The following is a 19,931-nucleotide window of genomic DNA, read 5'->3' on the forward strand; positions in this document are numbered from 1 at the left end:
CGCGTGGCAGAACCGCTCACCCCGGGAGCCTCGCCTTCGGGACGGAAGGCCGGCTTTGAGGTCCGGCTGGCGAACTTTACCGGCCCCTTCGATCTCCTGCTCGGCCTGATCTCCAAACACAAGCTGGACATCACCGAAGTTGCGCTGGCCACCGTCACGGATGAGTTCATCAAGTACATCCGGCGCCTGCAGGAACTGGGCGAGGACTGGGCTCTGGACGAAGCCAGCGAATTCCTGGTCATCGCCGCAACCCTCCTGGACCTCAAGGCCGCAAGGCTCCTGCCAGCCGGCGAAGTCGAAGATGCGGAGGACATTGCCTTGTTGGAGGCCCGGGATCTCCTCTTCGCCCGGCTCCTGCAGTACAAGGCTTTCAAGCAAGTGGCCGCGATCATGTCCGGCACCCTGGAGTCCGAAGCCCGGCGCTTCCCGCGGCAAGTTGCGTTGGAAGGGCATTTCGCGGCGATGCTGCCCGAACTGATTTGGCGCCACACGCCGGAGCAATTCGCCGCGCTTGCGGCCAAGACCCTGGCGCCGAAGGACAACACGCCCGAGGAAGTCGGGCTCGACCACCTTCACGGATCACCCGTCAGTGTGAAGGAACAAGCCGAGATCATCGGGTACCGCCTGCAGCGCGGCCAGCCACAATCCTTCAGGGCCCTTATTGCCGACGCCGAGTCCACGCTTGTTGTCGTAGCCCGGTTCCTGGCACTACTCGAGTTGTTCCGCGACCGCGTGGTGGCGTTTGATCAACCGGGTCCGCTCGCCGAACTGACCGTCCGCTGGACAGGGCGCCCAGAAGGCTGGAGCAGCGACAGCTTGAGAGATGAGTATGAGCAGATCGACAAGGGAGAGGAACCGCTGTGAGCGAGCAGGAAACGGACGGGGACGGCCTCGCCGAGCTTGAAGCCCTGCCCGGTGGCGCCCGCGCGGCACTGGAAGCCGTCCTGATGGTGATCGACCACCCGGCCACCGCGGAAGAGCTCGCTGCCGGGCTCAACGTGACAGTCGCCGTCGTCGAGGATTTGCTGGAGGGACTGCGGCAGGAGTATAGCGGCTATACTGTTAAAGCCCCGGGCAGGGACGCTGATGACTTGCGCACTGATGCAAGTGCCAGCGCTGCACCCCGGGGTTTTGAGTTGCGGAACGTTGCCGGAGGGTGGCGGATCTATTCACGCGCGGATTTTGCCGACGTCGTGGGCAGGTTCGTTCTCGAAGGCCAGACCGCGCGGCTGACGCAGGCAGCCCTTGAAACCATGGCGGTCATCGCGTACCGGCAGCCGGTTTCCAGGGCCAGGGTGTCGGCCATCCGCGGCGTCAATGTCGATTCAGTCGTTCGGACCCTTGTCCAACGCGGGCTGATCGAGGACTCAGGTACCGATCCTGAATCGGGGGCGATCCTTTACCGGACCACCTCGTACTTCCTCGAACGGATGGGCATTGGCTCGGTGGCGGAACTGCCTCAATTGTCCCCCCACCTTCCGGGGCTGGAGGGCATCGAGGAGTTCTTCGACGCCGAACGCATGTAGTCGCGGGAAACCCGGCCGCAGGCAAGCTAAACAACTCAATATTGCAAGGATCTACAAACGCCCGGCTAGTAGCGGGCAGACACACAGGACAGATATTCTCTGTCCGGCTGGCTTACGTTGAGAAAGAACAAGCCGGCCACCATAACAAAAGGACGGGTCATGACACAGGCGGGACGCCAGGGTTCACCACGTAATAGTTCGGGACGAAACACTTCCGGACGCAACGAGTCGCAAGACTCAGGCCGCAACAACGCAGGCCGCAGCAGTGCCGGCCGCGCAGGAGGCAGCAGCTTTGGTGCCGGCCGGGGTGGCGCAAGCCGTGCCGGTGGCGCCTCCGGAGGTAGCAAGCGCAGCTTCTCCCCGGGCGGAGAGCGCCCCTTCAAGCCCACGCGTCCGCGTGAAGAACGCCCCTTCGATCCGGACAATCCCACCTCGGCCGGAGGCTACGAGCGTCGTGAAGACGCGAGGCCAGCCAAGGCCCCCCGCAAGCCAGGCTCCAACAAGCCCGGCTTCGGCAAGGCGCCGGGCACGCCGGGCGCATTGAAGCCCAAGACAAGCACCAAGAAACAGTACGCTTCCCGCGCCTTCGGCAGCGAGCGCTTCGGCCAGAACCTTGGACCGATCCGCAAGCCCCGCGGCCGCCGCGGCGAGGTGGCACAGTCCGAGCAGCACGACGCCGATGGCGTGCGCCTTCAGAAGGTCATGGCCCAGGCCGGCGTGGCTTCCCGCCGCGTGTGCGAGGAAATGATCGAAGAAGGCCGCGTCGAGGTCAACGGCCAGCTCACCACCGAGCTTGGCATGCGCGTCGACCCCGCCACTGCCGTGATCCACGTCGACGGCATCCGCATCCAGCTCGATGACACCATGCTCTACATGGTGTTCAACAAGCCCAAGGGTGTCGTTTCCACGATGGAAGATCCCGAAGGCCGTCCCTGCATCAGCGACTTCCTCAAGTCCGCCAAGAACAAGGGCGAGCGTCTCTTCCACGTCGGCCGTCTTGACGTCGCCACCGAGGGCCTGCTGCTGCTGACCAACGACGGCGAACTCGCCAACCGCTTGACGCACCCGTCATACGAGGTGCCCAAGACGTACCTGGTACAGGTCCGCGGTCCGTTCCCGCAGGGCGTCGGCGCGCAGTTGAAGGCCGGCATCGAGCTCGAAGACGGCATCGCGTCCGTCGACTCGTTCAAGCTCGTGGATTCCACTCCGGGCCACGTGCTGATCGAGGTTGTGCTGCACTCCGGCAAGAACCGTATTGTCCGCCGCTTGTTCGAAGCCGTGGGTTTCCCCGTGCTTCGCCTCGTGCGCGTCAAGATCGGTCCCATCGGCCTGGGCGACCAGCGCCAGGGCAGCATCCGCAACCTCGGCAAGCAGGAAGTCGGACACCTCCTGGCCTCCGTAGGACTGTAAGGCATGTCGGCATTCCACTCGCACGGCCGGGGCCACCTTGACGGCCCGGTGGTCGTTTTCGGCACCGGCCTGCTCGGAGCCAGCATCGGTCTCGGCCTGCGCGGCCGGGGTGTCTCCGTGTTCCTTTCGGACCCGTCGCCAACCAACCAGGCCGTGGCCGTGGATATCGGAGCGGGCCGGCCTCTGTCCGAGCTTGGGAACCCACCCCAGCTGGCTGTTGTCGCGGCACCGCCGGATGTGACGGCCGACGTCGTCGAGCGTGCCCTGGGTGAATACCCGGAGGCCGTTGTGGTGGACATTGCCAGCGTCAAGCTGGCCATCCAAGCCGAGCTCCGTGGCCGTGGAGTGGACATGTCCCGCTACGTCGGGACGCACCCGATGGCGGGGCGCGAGAAATCCGGGCCCGTCGCGGCCCGGGGCGAGCTCTTCACGTCCATGCCTTGGGTCCTTTGCCCGTCCGACGAGACCAGCGCCGACGCGCTTCAGACTGCACGTTCCCTTGCCGGTGACCTGGGGGCAATAGTCTCCCAGTTCACGGCGGAGGAACACGATGAAGCCGTTGCTTTGGTGTCGCATTTGCCCCAGGTGATGTCTTCGCTTCTCGCCAGTCGCCTGCAGGGAACACCGCTTCACGCGCTGTCCCTGGCCGGCAACGGGCTGCGGGACACCACAAGGATTGCTGCCAGCGATCCCACCCTTTGGGTGCAGATCCTTGGCAACAACGCTGCCAAGGTGGTGGATATCCTCCATGGTGTCCGTGAAGACCTCAACCGCTTGATCGGTACCCTGGAGGATCCCACGGCCCCCGGGGCCCGCCTGGATCTTGCCCAGCTCATCAGTGAGGGCAACGCCGGGCAGGCCAGGATCCCAGGAAAGCATGGCGGACCCCCGCAGGCATATTCATGGCTTACAGTTCTGGTAGACGACCGGCCCGGGCAGATCGCCAGGCTGTTGACGGAGATCGGTGATATCGGCGTCAACGTTGAAGACCTCCGCTTGGATCACTCGTCCGGGCAGAACGTTGGCATGGTGGAACTTTCCGTTATGCCCAACAAGCACGACCTCCTTGTTGAAGCCTTGACCGACCGTGGATGGCGGGTACTCCAGTAATGAAACGTGAACTTTTCGGCCCGGAGACCGTCGTACGTCCGGGAAAGCCGCTCGTTGTCGCCATCGACGGCCCGTCCGGCTCCGGCAAGTCCAGTGTCAGCAAGGAAGTTGCCCGGCGCTTGAAGCTCGCCTATCTGGACACGGGTGCGATGTACCGTGCGTTGACCTGGTACTGCCTCAAGACCGGCATCGACCTCGCCGACGGTGCCGCCGTCGAGCAGGCCTCAAAGGATCTGCCGCTGGAACTCAGCACGAGCGCGAACGCCGAATACGTCAGTGTTGCCGGAGTGGACATCACGGAGGAAATCCGAGAGCCGAGGATCTCCTCGTCGGTCAGCGCGGTGGCAACCACCCTGGGTGCCCGCAACGAATTGATCCGTCGCCAGCGCCAGCTGATCGAACAGCACCACCGCCGCATGGTGGTGGAAGGACGGGATATCACTACCGTCGTCGCGCCCAATGCGGAGGTCCGCATGTTGCTGACCGCCAGCGAGGAAGCCCGGCTGCGGCGCCGCGGCCTCCAGTTGGGCGGAACGCAGACCCAGGAGCAGCTCGCCGCCCAAGTGATCCACCGCGATGCCAAGGACTCCACTGTGGTGAACTTCACTCAAGCAGCCGACGGCGTCGTGACCCTGGATTCCTCGGACCTGGATTTCGAAGAGACGGTCGAAACGGCTCTGAGCATTGTGGGCAAGGTCATCTACGGTGACTGAAGCCCGGCTCCCGGCACGCTGGACCATGATGTGGAGCCGGCCTGTTGGCTGGCTGTTGGATCATGCCTTGTACCGGACCGCGATCACGGGACGCTCCAATGTTCCCAAGTCCGGCCCGGTCATTTTCGCGGGCAACCACATCAGTTTCCTCGACGGGCCGGTGATGTTCGGCGCGGCTCCACGGCCCATGCACATCCTGGTCAAGAAAGAGATGTTCAAGGGTTTCCTGGGAAAAGTTCTTCGTGCCTCGGGGCAGATTTCCATCGACCGTTCGGGCGATCGCGCGGCGCTCCAGCTTGGAAAGCAAGTGCTCGACGCCGGCCGTTGCGTGGGGATTCTCCCCGAAGGAACGCGGGGGAGCGGCACCGCCGGCAATATCAGCAACGGCGTCGCATGGCTCGCGTTGATGTCAGGGGCCACAGTGATTCCCGTGGCCATCCTCGGAACGCGGATCGGAGATGAACATCGCGATTCCATTCCGAGGCTGCGCCGCCGCCTGCACGTCAGTTTCGGAGCCCCCTTGAATGTGACCCGCAGAAATGGCGAGTCGGGGCGTGTTTCAATGGACAGGGCGGCTGCGGAGATCCGCGCTGCGCTGGCTGGACACGTCCAGGATGCCGTCAAGACCACCGGTCAGTCCCTTCCGGGGGACTAAATGAACCGGCCCACAGCCAATGCAGCACCGCCAAGAAGAAGTAGCCGGGACGCCGGCAGATCACCACTAAGGAAAGTGCAATGAGCGATACGACTCACAAATCCGGCAACATCGGAGCCGGCGACGACGAATACACGCCCACCGGCACCGACCAGGTGGCTGAAAACCTCGCCGCCTTGGACGACGACGAAGCCGAACTCCGCGCAGCCTCCCTCCGGGCAGGCCTGGAAGACTATGACCTCGACGAGGACGACGCCGCCCTGCTGAGCGGGCTTTACGACGATGAAGGCGAAGACGGTCCCCTCAAGCTGGACCCGGTCCTGGCCATCATTGGCCGCCCCAACGTCGGCAAGTCCACGCTGGTGAACCGCATCCTCGGCCGCCGCGAGGCCGTCGTCGAGGACACCCCGGGCGTTACCCGTGACCGTGTCATGTACTCGGCACACTGGAACGGCCGAAACTTCACGCTCGTGGACACCGGTGGCTGGGAGCACGACGCGAGGGGCATCCACGCCCGGGTCGCCGAGCAGGCCGAGATGGCCGTGGAACTGGCTGACGCCGTGCTCTTCGTGGTGGACTCAGCCGTTGGCGCCACTGCCACGGACGAAGGTGTCATGAAGATGCTGCGCAAGTCCAAGAAGCCGGTCATCATGGTGGCCAACAAGGTTGACGACTTTGCGCAGGAAGCCGACTCGGCAACGCTTTGGGGCCTTGGCTTCGGCGAGCCGTACCCGGTGTCCGCTCTCCATGGCCGCGGCGTTGCCGACCTCCTGGACCACGTCATGGACACCCTGCCCGAGTTCTCCACGGTGGAAGGCGTCGAGCGTTCAGGCGGTCCCCGCCGCATCGCCCTCATCGGCCGTCCGAACGTCGGTAAGTCCTCGTTGCTGAACAAGCTTGCCGGCTCCGAGCGCGTGGTCGTTGATCCCCTCGCCGGGACCACCCGCGACCCCGTGGACGAATTCATCGAACTGGGCGGCCGCACCTGGCGCTTCGTGGACACTGCAGGCATCCGCCGCCGTCAGCACATGGCCCAGGGCGCGGACTTCTACGCTTCCCTGCGTACGCAGGCCGCGCTCGAAAAGGCGGAGGTCGCCGTCGTGCTCCTGGCCGTTGACGAGGTGCTCAGCGAGCAGGACGTGCGTATCCTGCAGCTCGCCATCGAGTCGGGCCGCGCGCTGGTCCTCGCGTTCAACAAGTGGGATCTGCTCGACGACGAACGTCGCCGCTACCTCGAACGTGAAATCGAGCAGGACCTGGCACACGTTGAATGGGCCCCGCGCGTCAACATCTCCGCGAAGACCGGCTGGCACAAGGACCGTCTGGTGCCCGCACTGGACCTTGCCTTGGAGAGCTGGGACAAGCGCATCCCCACGGGACGCCTCAACGCGTTCCTGGGCGAGCTCGTGGCTGCCCACCCGCACCCGGTCCGCGGCGGCAAGCAGCCGCGCATCCTGTTCGGCACCCAGGCGTCCAGCCGCCCGCCGAAGTTCGTGCTCTTCACCACGGGCTTCCTGGACCCCGGATACCGCCGGTTCATCACTCGCCGGCTGCGCGAAACCTTTGGCTTCGACGGCACGCCGATCGAGGTCAACATGCGCGTCCGCGAAAAGCGCGGCAAGAAGCGCTAATTGAGACGCGCATCACAGATGACACCCGCCAAGGTGTCATTGAGAACCTCGAACATCGTGTAAGCTTTTTGAGGTGGTTCGGCCGGACTGCTTAGGTGAAAACCTAGGCGGAGAACGGCAGGACTGACGGGCTGTAGCGCAGCTTGGTAGCGCACTTGACTGGGGGTCAAGGGGTCGCAGGTTCAAATCCTGTCAGCCCGACCGCAAGGTCTGGATAGCAAAAGTCCCGGGAATCGTATGGTTCCCGGGACTTTTGCGTTTAAGCGTTGTGTGGCAGCGAGTGCGCGTTGGATTCTGCTGCTCGGATGGGATCGTCAGCGCTCGGATTTCGGATTCTGCTCAATCATTCGAATGGACAAATTCCGGGTCCGCGGAATCTCGGGGCCAGCAACGTCGGCGAAGGGAATGATCCAGCAGAATCCGACGGTGTTCGGGGGTCGACCGTCTTCGAAGAGCGTGATCCAGCAGAATCGACGCCGCCCCCGCGATTCTCTCCGGACCTGAGCTCACCGTGCTGACCTTGTTTGGAGGGCCAGAGCGTTGACACGACGTGACTCGCCGTGTCGTAAGCGTTTTCTCAGCCGGCAAGGAATCGATAGGGCCACGACAGCTTATGGAAACAAGATCCGTTGCAGAGAACATTATTAGCTACAAGTCGATCAAAGTCGGGACCAAAATTAACAAGGAGGACTTTGATGAGCAGCAGAAGAGTTTCAAAAGCCTCAATGGAACTGCGCCAAGCAAGAGACCCTCGGGCATCATGGATTAGCGGGCACCCATGAACAGTGCGGACTCTTGGGCACGAGCCTTTGAGGAAGGCTTCAAGCTTGTGGACGAAAGCATTATGGGCCATGTCAGATTCAGGCACGCTGCGTCTATTGATGCCACCCGAATCGCCGTCGCCTACGACGATTGGCGAGGCGCGCTGGCTGGTCGGGTCTACGACCTGCGACTCCTCGAAGAACTGGACTTCGACAGGCGTCAGCCGATTCAAACCGCCATGGGCATCGTGCTTCTGGAGCTTGTTGAACCCACGGATGAAGGAAGAGAATGAGACAGCACGGTTCTGAAGGCGATTAATGCAGATTACCCGGGAATCCACTGGTTCGGGAGCGTTCCATAGATACGCGCCTGTCGAGTACGGAGCGCTGACCATGCGTAGGGTACGAACAGCAGGTGCGGCGATAGTCTTGGCTGGTGTCATTTCGTGGCTGCTAGGGGCCCATGCCGTGTTCATCGTTTCAGCGCGGTACACCGGACTGGGCGTCTTCGAGTCCTATGTGGCGTTCCAGGGCGGGTCTAACGTTGGCAACGTCATTTGGTTCGTGATTTGGAGCGGAACAACCGGCATCGTGTTGGACCCTTGTGCCGGCGGAATCGTAAATCCTTCGATGCCAGAAGGGTGGCTCACTTCATGTTGTTCGCCTATGCGGTTCCGTCGGTGCTCCTGATCCTCCCAGACACTGCCTGGGGTTCGCTGTGTCACACTTCCGCGCGTTTCCGGATGACACAGTGCCTCATTCTCGCCTCGCAATGTTTCTCATCCAAAGTGGGACGCTGGCGCTTATCGTTGCTTTGATTCTGTCCGGCATGACATGTCTCCGATGTCGAAACCGATCCACGACTCGGAAATTGCCGATCGACGAAGGAAATTCGTAGTCGCAGGTCATTCTGCGCGTCGTCAAATGAGATGCCCGTCGTCAAACGAGATGCGCTTCGTACGTGTGCCACGGTCTCCGTCTACGTGTTGTACCGACCCCAACTATCATTGGATGGTGAGCGAAACACTTCCCCCTTGCCCCGAATGCGCCAGCGAATACACGTACGAGATGGGTGCGCTGCTGGTCTGCCCCGAATGCGCTCACGAATGGTCGCCGGCCGCGTCTGATGAGGCAGAAGCCGAGTCAACGGACATCAAGGACGCCGTGGGCAATGTCCTCTCAGACGGGGACACTGTCACAGTGATCAAGGACCTCAAGGTCAAGGGGAGCGCCACGGCCATCAAGGTTGGAACCAAGGTCCGCAACATCCGCCTCGTGAACGGCGTGGGGGATCACGACATCGACTGCAAGGTGGACGGATTCGGGCCGATGCAGCTCAAGTCAAGCGTGGTCAAGAAGGTCTAACGCGCCGACGCGCGTGGCCACTCAACACGTCAAACCAACGCTGGGCCCGCGAAAGAAACCTCAAGCCCCCTGCAGCGCCCCCAGTGCCTTGACCAGCGGTTCAAGCTCCGGTACCGATTCTGCGGCCGTCAGGGACTCCGCGAGGGTTTCGTCGTGCACCGGCCTTGCCGCCAGCAACAGCTTCTGGCCCGCTTCCGTGAGCTCCGTGTAAATCCCGCGCCGATCGTCCGCACACAGGATCCTCGTCAGCAACCCCCGGTCTTCAAGCCGGTTCACCAAACGCGTCGTGGCGCTGCTGGACAGTGCCGTGGCCCTAGCAAGCTGCTGCATCCGCATGTGCCAGCCATCCTGGCGGCTCAGAGCGTCAAGCACCGTGTACTCGACCACCGAAAGATCCGCAGCGGACTGCAACGCCTTCTCCAGCGCTGCCTCGATGTTGCCGTGGAGCGCTGCGAGAGTCCGCCACCCTTGCGCGCGTACTTCAACGGCGTCGTCCTTGATGCCCATGTCTCCTGTAACTCCTGCCGATTGATGAAGAAATCAGACGCCCGCAAAGTAGTTGCTTGCGCAATTACATGGCGCATGCAACTATATATGGAGCGTCTGCAACTAATTCTACGGTTCTCGGCGACGCACTTCCAGTCTCACGGGAATCCATCCCCACAAAGGAGCAACAACATGCCCGCAGGGTTGATCGCCCTTGCCCTGGGCGGATTCGGCATTGGCTTGACCGAATTCGTCATCATGGGCCTCTTGCCGGAAATTGCCACCGACTTCGGAGTCAGCGAAGCGGCCGCCGGCTGGTTCATCACCGGCTATGCGCTGAGCGTCGTGGTCGGCGCCCTCTTGGTGACAGCGGCCGTCACCCGCTTGCCCCGCAAGCCTGTCCTGATCGGGCTCCTCGTCCTGTTCATCGCGGGCAATTTCCTTTCCGCCATCGCGGACAGTTACCAGGCAATGCTGATCGGGCGCATTGTTGCCGCCCTTTGTCACGGAGCCTTCTTCGGTATCGGCTCAGTGGTCGCGGCCGGCCTGGTCCCGGCCCACAAAAAGGCCGGAGCCATTGCCATCATGTTCACGGGCCTCACCGCCGCGAACGTGCTGGGTGTTCCCTTCGGAACTTTCCTCGGCCAGAACCTTGGCTGGCGGTCCACCTTCTGGGCCATCACCATCATCGGCGTTTTCGCCCTCATCGGCATTGCCCTCATGGTCCCGAGGACCAAAGAAGGCGCCGCCGCCAGCAGCCTCCGCAGTGAGCTAGGCGCTTTCAAGTCCGCGCAGGTGTGGCTGTCGATTATCGTCACAATTCTCGGCTTTGGCGGTATGTTCGGTGCCTTCACCTACATCGCCTTCACGCTGACCCAAGTCTCCGGATTCGATCCCCACGCCGTCCCTTGGCTCCTCGTCCTGTTTGGCGCCGGACTGTTCGTCGGCAATATCGCCGGCGGCAAAGCGGCCGACAAGTCCATCGACAAAACCCTCGTGGTCATCCTTGCGGGCCTGGTGCTGGTACTCGTGTTCTTCGCACTCACTGCCGCGAGCCCGGTGGTCACCCTGTTCTCACTGGCACTCATGGGCGGCTTCGGCTTCGCTACCGTCCCGGGCCTGCAGATGCGCGTCATGCACTTTGCCGCCACCGCGCCCACCCTTGCCTCCGGAGCGAACATAGGGGCCTTCAACCTGGGCAACGCCCTGGGCGCCTGGCTGGGCGGAGTCACCATCACCATGGGCCTGGGTTATACCTCGCCCATCTGGGCCGGCGCCGCCATCACTTTAGCGGCCCTGTTCGTCATGATCGCTGCCGCGGCAGCCGCCGGACGCGGGGGAGCGGCGCAGTCAGCTTCCGCGCAGCAAGCAGCCTCCGACGTCGTACGCGAACCTGAGGAGGCGCCGGTCGCCTAGGCGACGGGCGGCTTCTTCGAATCAGGCGTCGTTGCTCGAACCGCGTTTGGCGAGGATCTCGCCGTTGGTCTGGCACGTGGGGCAGTACTGCAGCGAAGTCCCCACGAAGGCAACCTCCCGCACGGTGTCCCCGCAGACCGGGCAAGGCTCGCCGGTCCTGCCGTGCACGCGCATCGAGGCCTTCTTAGCCGGTTTGAGTTCTTCCGGGCTCTTGCCCGAGAGATCTTTAATGGCCCCGCTGAGAATGTCCTGCATCGTGGTGAAGAGACGCTCCACCGCGTCCGGTCCCAACGAAGAAGCAACGGCGACGGGAGACAGCTTCGCCGCGTGGAGGATTTCGTCGCTGTAGGCGTTCCCGATACCCGCTATGAGCTTCTGGTTCTTCAGGATTCCCTTGATCTGCTGCCGGTGCGTGAAAAGCCGGCTGAACTCGTCCAGGCCGAAGCCGGGGTCAAGGGGATCCGGCCCCAGCTCGGCAATGCCATGGACTTCCTCCGGCTGGCGAACGATGAAGATGGCCAATCCCTTCCACGTTCCGGTGTCGGTCAGGGTGATGCCGAAATCGTTGCCGTTGTTCGAAAAGCCCAATTGCGCCGCGAAGTATTCGCCCGCCACGCTCGCTTCGTTTCCGGGCTGATTCTCCGAGAACGTGAGCCAGCCGGCCTTGGCGAAATGGACGATCAAGTACACAGGCTCCGCCAAGTCGCCGCCCTCCGGTGCAGCGGGGGCGATCTCGAAAACCAGGAATTTCCCACGTCGGCCGACGGATTCAACGGTCCGCCCGATGAGCGATTCATGGGGAACATCCGCTACTTTCAGGGCGAACGCCGATGGCAGCAGTAAATGCGTGAGCTGTGCCCCGGACAGCTGCCCGTCCAGAAAGTCGCTCAGGGCAGTGATTTCGGGCAGCTCCGGCATGATCGTGCTCCTTCGGCGGCGTTGCAGGACTATGCGGCTCGAGTCTGCTTCCAATCATTCCAGACACCTGTGGGGAGGAGGCAGTGATGTGCTTATACTTTCAGCGGTGGCCGGATGACCGGGCCGCCGTCGTGGTCCGAAATGTCCCGATGAAAGGCGACTCATGAGCAATATTCCTGCCGATCTTTCCTACACCGCCGAACATGAATGGGTCAGTGCCCCGAATGCAGACGGCGTCGTGCGCGTCGGCATCACGGACTTCGCCCAGGATGCACTCGGCGATGTCGTCTACGCCCAGCTGCCCGAGCCTGGCACCACGGTGAAGGGCAACGACGTCGTAGGTGAAGTCGAGTCGACGAAGAGCGTAAGCGACATCTACGCCCCGGTGAGCGGCGAAATTGTTTCCCGTAACGAGGCTCTCGACACCGACTCTGCCCTGATTAACTCGGATCCCTACGGTGACGGCTGGCTGTTCGAAGTAAAGCTTTCGGAAGCTGACGCCATCGAGACCCTTCTCAGTGCATCAGAGTACGAACAACAGGTAGGCTAAATGGTATCTGGCCCGCCAAGTCGGTTCTCCCCGGAACGCCGGGAGCGACGGCGGCGGGCCAGCGACCTGTTTGGCCCGGGGAACCGGGCAGTTGCGTAACCGGCAGTTTTGTCAACTGCCGGCGGATGAGGAGGATTTCCATGGTTGGCGGCAAGCGGAACCACGCCCGGGACGAGCACGGTGCTGTAGAACAGCCAACCTCGGAGACCACCTCAATTCAGCTCACGCCCGTGCGCCACCACGAGCCGGATGCCCGGCCGCCGCTGGCCGCCGAGGAGCGCGCTGCGGTCCAGGCATTGCCTCCTGGATCGGCTTTGCTGATTGCGCACACCGGCCCGAATGCGGGTGCACGGTTCCTTCTGGACTCCGACACCACCACTGCGGGCCGCCACCCGGATGCGGACATCTTCCTGGATGACGTGACGGTTTCGCGCAAGCACGTGGAATTCGTACGCACCCCCGAAGGCTTCGAAGTAGTGGACACTGGAAGCCTCAACGGCACCTACGTCAACCAGGACCGGGTGGACAACGTCCTGCTCAAGAACGGCAGCGAGGTCCAGATCGGGAAGTTCCGCCTCACCTACTACCTGAGCCCTGCCCGCGCAGCAGGCCAAGACTGATTCCGGGTACGCCTGTGGCACTGCCCCAGCCGGAACGGCGAGGACCGCAGGTCCTCAACATCGGGGAGGTCCTCGCCCAACTCAGCGACGACTTTCCCACCATGACGGCGTCCAAGATCCGTTTTCTTGAGGAAAAGGGACTGATCAATCCGAAGCGCACGCCTGCCGGGTACCGGCAGTACGCCGAAAGCGACGTCGAGCGACTGCGTTTCGTGCTGGCCCTCCAGCGTGACCAGTACCTGCCCCTGAAGGTCATCAAGGATTACCTGGACGCGATCGACCGTGGCGAGCGTCCCGAAAGCCTCCCGCCGGGGGTGTCGGTTTCTCCGCGGATTGTCTCGGACGAACTTGCGGCTGAGCTGCAGGGCCACGCGCGCGCGTTGAGCGAGGAGCAGCTGCGGACGGAATCCGGGGCCAGCGTCCCGCTATTGCAGTCACTCCTCAGTTACGGGCTCATCAGCCACGTCAACGGCAGATTCGACGAACACGCCCTTCAAGTGGCGCGCGCATGTGTCCAGCTTGAAAGCCATGGACTTGAGCCGCGGCACCTCCGTCCCTTCCAGGCCGCAGCGGAGCGTGAATTCGGCTTGGTGGAGCGTGTCGTCGCTCCTCTGACGTCCCGCAGGGATGCGGCATCGCAATCCCGGGCAGCGGAAGCGGCCCGGGAGATCAGCGAACTCTGCCTCAGCCTGCATCGAGCCTTGGTGCAGGACCGTATCTCCCGTATGGACGCATGATGATTGAGGTCGAGATCGTTGGAGTGCGGATTGAACTGCCTTCAAACCAGCCTTTGGTCCTCCTGCGCGAGATGCACGGGGAACGCCATGTCCCCATCTGGATCGGCACGCCCGAAGCCAGTGCCATCGCCTTGGCCCAGCAAGGCGTCGTGCCGCCCCGGCCCATGACCCACGATTTGATGATCGACGTCGTTGAAGCACTCGGCCACACCATCATCAGCGTGAACATCGTGGCGGTCGAAGACAATATCTTTTATGGCCAGCTCCAGTTCGACGACGGCACTGTGGTGAGTTCCCGCGCTTCCGACGCGTTGGCGCTTGCGTTGCGGGCGAAATGCCGCATCTGGTGTGCGGACGCCGTGATGGATGAAGCCGGCGTCCGGATCACCGAACACGACGAGGGCGAAGACACCGAGCCGGGTCCCGAAGTCGACGAAGAACGGGAATTGCGCCGCTTCCGGGAGTTCCTGGACGACGTGGAGCCCGAGGATTTCGAAGGCTGAAGGTAGCCTAAGGTTAAAGTTGAGGGTGAAAGTTTCGACACGATCTGAAAATGCCCCGGACGTCTTTGACCTGAGGCTCCCGCACGCCTAACGTCGAAGATATCAAGTTCCCGTTGCGTACAGGACCCGCGCAAGTCACACTGAAAGGTGCGGCCGCGTTGAAATTACACGAGTGCATTTTCCCGTTTCGTGTTAGCCGCCGTATGCACCATCCCCAAGGGAACTTCTGACAAGGAGGGTCACGTGAGTCCCAAAGGCGAAGCAGGCGAGCTAAAGCAGGCGTCGACAGGCGTTGCTGTACCCGCAAGCGGTGCCCAGGGTCTGCTCTTCACAGAGGACCTTCCGGTCCTGGATGAAGATGCCGGCTACCGTGGTCCCACCGCGTGCAAGGCGGCAGGGATCACCTACCGCCAGCTGGACTACTGGGCACGTACAGGACTCGTTGAACCCGCTGTGCGTGGCGCCGCCGGTTCCGGATCGCAGCGGCTCTATGGCTTCCGGGACATCTTGGTTCTCAAAGTCGTCAAGCGCCTCCTGGACACAGGTGTATCCCTCCAGCAGATCCGTACGGCCGTTGAACATTTGCGTGAACGCGGAGTGGAAGACCTGGCGCAAATCACGCTCATGAGCGATGGTGCGAGTGTCTATGAATGTACTTCCGCGGACGAAGTCATTGACCTGGTGCAGGGTGGCCAGGGCGTATTCGGCATCGCGGTAGGCCGCGTGTGGCGCGAAGTCGAGGGGAGCCTTGCTGCGCTGCCGAGCGAGCACGTTGTAGAACAGTCCTTTCCGGACGACGAACTCAGCAAGCGCCGTTCCGCGCGCCGCACGGGCTGACCCGCCGTCGGGATCGCCGTGAGCTGCCACTGAAGACCAATGAAGCCGCCTTCCAACAGGAAGGCGGCTTCGTCGCTTCTCTCGAAGAACGCATTTCTCGAAGAGGCAGCTTCTGCCTCGCAGGTTCCCGTCAGCGCTTGCGGCGTTCCCGCGTGCCGTTGTTTGAGGACAGCATGTTCTCCAGAAGCGAGTCAAAAAGCTTGGCGGTGTTCTTGGCGGAGTCGCCAGGCCAGTGGTGGACGGCGTGGGCGGCCCCCTGGATTTGCTGCCAGTTCGCCTGCTCCGGAATATGCGGTGCCAGCAAAAGTTCGCCGAACATCGATTCCATCTCTGCGAGGCGGAACGTGTGCTCGGATGAGGCAGTCCGGACCCGGTTTGCAACGATCCCGGCCGGAGCCAGCTGCGGGGCGAATTCCTGGCGGAACAGCTGGATGGCGCGCATGGTGCGTTCCGTGCCGGCTACCGAGAAGAGCCCTGGTTCGGCAACAAGGACCACGCGGTCGCTCGCGCTCCAGGCCATGCGTGTGAGCCCGTTGAGGGAAGGCGGGCAGTCGACGAGTACCAGCTCGTACTTTTCGGCCGCAGCAAGGACCGTGGTCAGGCGGCGGAGATCGCGGCGCCCAAGATCCGGCCGGTCGTAGATTCCGGTGTAGGCGGATCCGACGGCGACATCAAGGGCCGTCCCCCCACCGTTGCCGCGTGGGTGGTCAACCCAGCCGCTGCTGACCACGTTGTCCAAGAGCCTCGCCTTGCGCGGGTTCTTCAGCATGCGGCCAATGTCGAGCTGGTCACCGGCCTGGACGCCGAGGGCCGTGGTGGCGTCGGCGTGGGGATCCAGGTCCACAACAAGGGTCGGGATCCCTGCGGCCAGTGCGGCCGAGGCCAACCCAGTGGTTACGGATGTCTTGCCCACGCCGCCTTTGAGGCTGCTGATGCTGACTACTTGCACTTGAAAACCCAAAACCTAACGCCGGTTGCCGTGTCGCGGTGCTTGTGTTCCGGCGTTGCCGGAACCGGGGCTCTGCCGCTGCCCTTCAACATCATATGTTGAGTGGCCGCGGATTCCCGCCTTATCGGCCCGGAACCGCTTGGGCCGCCTGTTACTCGATCGCCTTTTAGCACGTGAAACTGCATCGTGCGCGAAGGTACACTGCTCGTGACGAATCCCCGTGTGACTGTCACCACAAAGATTTGTGTTTGGGTATGGAGGTCTTACACACTGTGACCACCGACCGTTACACCCGCAATGATGCAGGAGAAGCATGTTTTCCAAGATTCTGGTGGCTAATCGCGGCGAAATCGCGATCAGGGCCTTCCGCGCTAGCTATGAACTGGGCGCCAAGACCGTAGCGGTCTTCCCGTATGAGGATCGCAACTCGATCCACCGGCAGAAGGCTGATGAGGCCTACCTGATCGGCCAGGAAGGCCATCCGGTCCGCGCTTACCTGGACGTGGACGAAATCGTCCGTGTCGCCAAAGAATCGGGTGCAGACGCAATCTACCCGGGCTACGGATTCCTCTCCGAGAACCCGGACCTCGCCCGGGCGGCCCAAGAGGCAGGCATCACGTTCATCGGCCCGCCGGCGGAGGTCCTGGAGCTCGCCGGCAACAAGGTCGCCGCACTCGAGGCCGCCCGCAAGGCCGGAGTACCGGTCTTGAAGTCCAGCGCACCGTCCCGCGACCTCGACGAGCTCATTGCCGCAGCGGACGAGGTCGGATTCCCGATCTTCGCCAAGGCCGTCGCTGGCGGCGGTGGCCGCGGGATGCGCCGGGTGGAGACCCGCGAGGACCTTCCGGAAGCCCTCCGGGCGGCCATGCGCGAGGCGGACGCCGCGTTCGGCGATCCCACCATGTTCCTGGAGCAGGCAGTGCTGCGTCCCCGCCACATCGAGGTCCAGATCCTGGCCGATGGCGAGGGCAATGTCATGCACCTCTTCGAGCGCGACTGCTCCCTGCAGCGCCGCCACCAGAAAGTCGTGGAAATCGCTCCGGCCCCCAACCTGGACGAGTCCATCCGCCAGGCCCTTTACCGGGATGCTGTCGCTTTCGCGAAGGCCCTCAACTACGTCAACGCCGGAACGGTCGAGTTCCTGGTGGACACCGAGGGCGAACGGGCCGGCCAGCACGTCTTCATCGAGATGAACCCGCGCATCCAGGTAGAGCACACGGTCACCGAGGAAATCACTGATGTGGACCTCGTACAGGCGCAGATGCGCATCGCCTCGGGCGAGACCCTCGCAGACCTCGGCTTGAGCCAGGAGTCGGTATCCATCAAGGGCGCCGCACTGCAGTGCCGCATCACCACGGAAGATCCTGCCAACGGCTTCCGGCCCGACGTCGGAAAGATCACCGGCTACCGTTCCGCGGGTGGCGCGGGTGTCCGCCTCGACGGCGGCACGGTCTACTCGGGTGCCGAGATCAGCCCCCACTTCGACTCCATGCTGGTCAAACTGACCTGCCGTGGACGCGATTACCCGGCTGCGGTGGCCCGTGCCCGGCGCGGCCTGGCCGAGTTCCGGATCCGTGGCGTGTCCACCAACATCCCCTTCCTCCAGGCCGTCCTTGCCGACCCGGACTTCATTGCGGGCAACGTGGCGACCGACTTCATCGACAAGCGCCCCGAACTGCTGAAGTCCCACGTCTCCGCGGACCGCGGGACCAAACTGCTGACCTGGTTGGCCGATGTGACGGTCAACAAGCCCAACGGCGAACTCAAGGTCCACTCGGACCCCGCAGCCAAGCTCCCGTCGATTGCCGGGATCGTTGCACCGGCCGGCTCACGCCAGAAGCTGCAGGAGCTGGGTCCCGAAGGCTTTGCGAAGGCCCTGCGCGAGCAGCAGGCCGTGGCCGTCACGGACACAACGTTCCGCGACGCCCACCAGTCGCTCCTCGCAACCCGTGTCCGTACCCGCGACCTCGTCGCGGCCGGTCCCGCCGTTTCCGCACTGCTGCCCGAACTGCTGTCGGTTGAAGCCTGGGGCGGTGCCACCTACGACGTTGCCCTGCGCTTCCTCGGCGAGGATCCTTGGGACCGGTTGGCCGCGCTGCGCAAGGCCCTTCCCAATGTCTGCCTGCAGATGCTGCTCCGTGGCCGTAACACAGTCGGGTACACGCCCTACCCGGAGGAAGTCACCGAGGCATTCGTCAACGAGGCCGCGGCAACCGGCATCGACATCTTCCGCATCTTCGACGCCCTCAACGACGTCAACCAGATGGCTCCGGCCATCCGCGCAGTGCGGGCCACCGGCACCGCGGTAGCGGAGGTTGCACTCTGCTACACCGGCGATCTCCTCGACCCTAACGAGAACCTGTACACCCTCGACTACTACCTGGACCTCGCCCAGAAGATCGTCGACGCCGGTGCGCACATCCTCGCCATCAAGGACATGGCAGGCCTGCTCCGCCCCGCGGCCGCAGCCAAGCTTGTCAGCGCCTTGCGTGAACGCTTCGACCTTCCGGTCCACCTGCACACGCACGACACCGCAGGCGGCCAGCTGGCCACCCTGCTGGCAGCCGTGGCCGCCGGCGTGGACGCCGTCGACGTCGCATCAGCGTCCCTGGCCGGTACGACAAGCCAGCCGTCGGCGTCGGCCCTTGTGGCCGCCTTGGCACATACCCCGCGCGACACCGGGCTCAGCCTGGCCAGCGTCAGCTCCCTGGAGCCCTACTGGGAAGCGGTCCGCCGGGTCTACGCGCCGTTCGAGTCCGGCCTTCCCGGTCCCACAGGCCGGGTTTACCAGCACGAAATTCCGGGCGGCCAGCTGTCCAACCTGCGCCAGCAGGCCATCGCGTTGGGCCTTGGCGAGCGTTTCGAGGCCATTGAGGACATGTATACAGCCGCGGACCGTATCCTGGGCCGCTTGGTCAAGGTGACGCCGTCGTCCAAGGTGGTGGGCGATCTCGCGCTGCACCTCGTGGGAATCCATGCAGATCCCGCGGACTTCAACGAGAACCCGCAGAACTACGACATCCCGGACTCCGTCATCGGCTTCCTGTCGGGTGAATTGGGAGATCCCCCCGGAGGATGGCCGGAGCCGTTCCGCACCAAGGCGCTCCAGGGCCGCAGCATCAAGGTCCGCGACGTCGAACTGAGCGCCGAAGACAGTGCTGCGCTCAAGGGCGATTCCAAGTCCCGCCAGAGGACCCTGAACCGGCTTCTGTTCGAGGGCCCCACCAAGGACTACCTCAAGAGCGTGGACACCTACGGCAACCTGTCGGTGCTCGATACCCGTGACTACCTGTACGGTCTCCAGCTCGGTGCCGAACACGTCATGGAGCTCGAGAAGGGCGTGCGTCTGATCGCTTCCCTGGAAGCAGTTTCGGAGCCCGACGAAAAGGGCATGCGCACGGTCATGTGCAAGCTCAATGGCCAGTCCCGCCCCGTTGTGGTTCGTGACAAGTCGGTTGTCAGCAACGTGAAGGCCGCGGAGAAGGCGGATGCGTCCCAGCCCGGCCAGGTGGCCGCGCCGTTCGCCGGCGCCGTGACCCTGACCGTCAAAGCAGGCGACGCCGTCAAGGCCGGCGACACCGTCGCCACCATCGAGGCGATGAAGATGGAAGCATCCATCACGACGCCGGTGGCCGGCACCGTCTCGCGCCTCGCCATCAACAACGTGGAGCAGGTCCAGGGCGGCGATCTGTTGATCGTGGTCGAATAGCGGCCCGCTCCTCCGCGGAGCACGCAAGAAGAAAG

19 protein-coding genes and 1 tRNA gene are annotated in these 19,931 nt (G+C 63.4%); 17 read left to right on the forward strand and 3 right to left on the reverse strand.

Annotated features, from left to right (window positions below):
- Window positions 1-3: 3 nt before the first annotated feature.
- From ACSKT0_RS07460 to ACSKT0_RS07505, 10 genes are all read left to right on the forward strand, one after another.
- A complete protein-coding gene (locus ACSKT0_RS07460) occupies window positions 4-864 on the forward strand; it encodes a segregation and condensation protein A (RefSeq protein ID WP_437773177.1) in 861 nt (286 codons plus the stop codon).
- Entirely contained in the window at window positions 861-1,526 is a 666-nt protein-coding gene (gene scpB, locus ACSKT0_RS07465) for an SMC-Scp complex subunit ScpB (RefSeq protein ID WP_437773178.1), read from the forward strand. Before ACSKT0_RS07460 ends, scpB begins: the two co-directional genes overlap by 4 nt.
- A 159-nt stretch (window positions 1,527-1,685) precedes the next feature.
- On the forward strand, window positions 1,686-2,936 hold the full coding sequence (locus tag ACSKT0_RS07470) for a pseudouridine synthase (protein ID WP_437773179.1): 1,251 nt from the start codon (window positions 1,686-1,688) through the stop codon (window positions 2,934-2,936).
- A gap of 3 nt (window positions 2,937-2,939) precedes the next feature.
- The gene (locus ACSKT0_RS07475) at window positions 2,940-4,046 is read left to right on the forward strand and encodes a prephenate dehydrogenase (protein ID WP_437773180.1); all 1,107 of its coding nucleotides are present in this window, start codon (window positions 2,940-2,942) and stop codon (window positions 4,044-4,046) included.
- Window positions 4,046-4,759, forward strand: coding sequence for a (d)CMP kinase (gene cmk / locus ACSKT0_RS07480; protein ID WP_437773181.1), 714 nt, complete (start codon window positions 4,046-4,048; stop codon window positions 4,757-4,759). Before ACSKT0_RS07475 ends, cmk begins: the two co-directional genes overlap by 1 nt.
- Window positions 4,752-5,414, forward strand: coding sequence for a lysophospholipid acyltransferase family protein (locus ACSKT0_RS07485; protein ID WP_437773182.1), 663 nt, complete (start codon window positions 4,752-4,754; stop codon window positions 5,412-5,414). The genes cmk and ACSKT0_RS07485 overlap by 8 nt, the downstream gene beginning before the upstream one ends.
- An 80-nt stretch (window positions 5,415-5,494) precedes the next feature.
- Window positions 5,495-7,045, forward strand: coding sequence for a ribosome biogenesis GTPase Der (der, locus tag ACSKT0_RS07490; protein ID WP_078105603.1), 1,551 nt, complete (start codon window positions 5,495-5,497; stop codon window positions 7,043-7,045).
- 127 nt (window positions 7,046-7,172) lie between these two features.
- Window positions 7,173-7,246 (forward strand) — tRNA-Pro (locus ACSKT0_RS07495).
- Between the two features lie 628 nt (window positions 7,247-7,874).
- A complete protein-coding gene (locus ACSKT0_RS07500; protein ID WP_437773183.1) occupies window positions 7,875-8,099 on the forward strand; it encodes a hypothetical protein in 225 nt (74 codons plus the stop codon).
- A 721-nt stretch (window positions 8,100-8,820) separates the two neighbouring features.
- On the forward strand, window positions 8,821-9,171 hold the full coding sequence (locus ACSKT0_RS07505) for a zinc ribbon domain-containing protein YjdM (RefSeq protein ID WP_437773184.1): 351 nt from the start codon (window positions 8,821-8,823) through the stop codon (window positions 9,169-9,171).
- 60 nt (window positions 9,172-9,231) lie between these two features.
- Here ACSKT0_RS07505 and ACSKT0_RS07510 read toward each other — a convergent pair whose 3' ends face one another.
- Window positions 9,232-9,678, reverse strand: a complete 447-nt coding sequence (locus tag ACSKT0_RS07510; RefSeq protein ID WP_078105600.1) for a MarR family winged helix-turn-helix transcriptional regulator — start codon at window positions 9,676-9,678, stop codon at window positions 9,232-9,234.
- Between the two features lie 171 nt (window positions 9,679-9,849).
- On the opposite strand from ACSKT0_RS07510, the gene ACSKT0_RS07515 reads away from it, so the two are divergent.
- A complete protein-coding gene (locus tag ACSKT0_RS07515) occupies window positions 9,850-11,073 on the forward strand; it encodes an MFS transporter (protein ID WP_437773185.1) in 1,224 nt (407 codons plus the stop codon).
- A gap of 21 nt (window positions 11,074-11,094) precedes the next feature.
- Here ACSKT0_RS07515 and ACSKT0_RS07520 read toward each other — a convergent pair whose 3' ends face one another.
- On the reverse strand, window positions 11,095-11,991 hold the full coding sequence (locus ACSKT0_RS07520; protein ID WP_437773186.1) for a DNA-formamidopyrimidine glycosylase family protein: 897 nt from the start codon (window positions 11,989-11,991) through the stop codon (window positions 11,095-11,097).
- A gap of 163 nt (window positions 11,992-12,154) precedes the next feature.
- Between ACSKT0_RS07520 and gcvH the strand changes: the two genes are divergently transcribed.
- The 5 genes from gcvH to ACSKT0_RS07545 all read left to right on the forward strand — a co-directional run bounded on the left by gcvH (window position 12,155) and on the right by ACSKT0_RS07545 (window position 15,238).
- Entirely contained in the window at window positions 12,155-12,541 is a 387-nt protein-coding gene (gcvH, locus tag ACSKT0_RS07525; protein WP_078105597.1) for a glycine cleavage system protein GcvH, read from the forward strand.
- 140 nt (window positions 12,542-12,681) lie between these two features.
- Entirely contained in the window at window positions 12,682-13,161 is a 480-nt protein-coding gene (locus tag ACSKT0_RS07530) for an FHA domain-containing protein (protein ID WP_234753790.1), read from the forward strand.
- A gap of 20 nt (window positions 13,162-13,181) precedes the next feature.
- Entirely contained in the window at window positions 13,182-13,898 is a 717-nt protein-coding gene (gene ftsR / locus ACSKT0_RS07535) for a transcriptional regulator FtsR (protein ID WP_437773989.1), read from the forward strand.
- Window positions 13,898-14,401: a bifunctional nuclease family protein gene (locus ACSKT0_RS07540; RefSeq protein ID WP_234753890.1), complete on the forward strand. Its 504-nt coding sequence runs from the start codon at window positions 13,898-13,900 to the stop codon at window positions 14,399-14,401. Before ftsR ends, ACSKT0_RS07540 begins: the two co-directional genes overlap by 1 nt.
- Window positions 14,402-14,644: 243 nt before the next feature.
- A complete protein-coding gene (locus ACSKT0_RS07545) occupies window positions 14,645-15,238 on the forward strand; it encodes a MerR family transcriptional regulator (RefSeq protein ID WP_236816845.1) in 594 nt (197 codons plus the stop codon).
- 130 nt (window positions 15,239-15,368) lie between these two features.
- Here ACSKT0_RS07545 and ACSKT0_RS07550 read toward each other — a convergent pair whose 3' ends face one another.
- Window positions 15,369-16,187, reverse strand: a complete 819-nt coding sequence (locus ACSKT0_RS07550) for a ParA family protein (RefSeq protein WP_437773187.1) — start codon at window positions 16,185-16,187, stop codon at window positions 15,369-15,371.
- A 313-nt stretch (window positions 16,188-16,500) separates the two neighbouring features.
- Here ACSKT0_RS07550 and ACSKT0_RS07555 point away from each other — a divergent pair, with 313 nt between their 5' ends.
- Window positions 16,501-19,896 (forward strand): pyruvate carboxylase, encoded by a 3,396-nt coding sequence (locus ACSKT0_RS07555; RefSeq protein WP_437773188.1) that lies wholly within the window; start codon window positions 16,501-16,503, stop codon window positions 19,894-19,896.
- Window positions 19,897-19,931 lie beyond the last annotated feature (35 nt).

The sequence above is a fragment of the Arthrobacter sp. KNU40 genome (assembly GCF_051515115.1).
Classification (GTDB): domain Bacteria; phylum Actinomycetota; class Actinomycetes; order Actinomycetales; family Micrococcaceae; genus Arthrobacter.

Bases quoted from the DNA above. Each gene is read 5' to 3' on its own strand.
- ACSKT0_RS07470 (WP_437773179.1), top strand. From the start codon at position 1,686: ATGACACAGGCGGGACGCCAGGGTTCACCACGTAATAGTTCGGGACGA.
- ACSKT0_RS07475 (WP_437773180.1), top strand. From the start codon at position 2,940: ATGTCGGCATTCCACTCGCACGGCCGGGGCCACCTTGACGGCCCGGTG.
- ACSKT0_RS07510 (WP_078105600.1), bottom strand. From the start codon at position 9,678: ATGGGCATCAAGGACGACGCCGTTGAAGTACGCGCGCAAGGGTGGCGG.
- ACSKT0_RS07555 (WP_437773188.1), top strand. From the start codon at position 16,501: ATGTTTTCCAAGATTCTGGTGGCTAATCGCGGCGAAATCGCGATCAGG.
- cmk (WP_437773181.1), top strand. From the start codon at position 4,046: ATGAAACGTGAACTTTTCGGCCCGGAGACCGTCGTACGTCCGGGAAAG.
- ACSKT0_RS07520 (WP_437773186.1), bottom strand. From the start codon at position 11,991: ATGCCGGAGCTGCCCGAAATCACTGCCCTGAGCGACTTTCTGGACGGG.
- ACSKT0_RS07515 (WP_437773185.1), top strand. From the start codon at position 9,850: ATGCCCGCAGGGTTGATCGCCCTTGCCCTGGGCGGATTCGGCATTGGC.
- gcvH (WP_078105597.1), top strand. From the start codon at position 12,155: ATGAGCAATATTCCTGCCGATCTTTCCTACACCGCCGAACATGAATGG.
- ACSKT0_RS07540 (WP_234753890.1), top strand. From the start codon at position 13,898: ATGATTGAGGTCGAGATCGTTGGAGTGCGGATTGAACTGCCTTCAAAC.
- ACSKT0_RS07530 (WP_234753790.1), top strand. From the start codon at position 12,682: ATGGTTGGCGGCAAGCGGAACCACGCCCGGGACGAGCACGGTGCTGTA.
- der (WP_078105603.1), top strand. From the start codon at position 5,495: ATGAGCGATACGACTCACAAATCCGGCAACATCGGAGCCGGCGACGAC.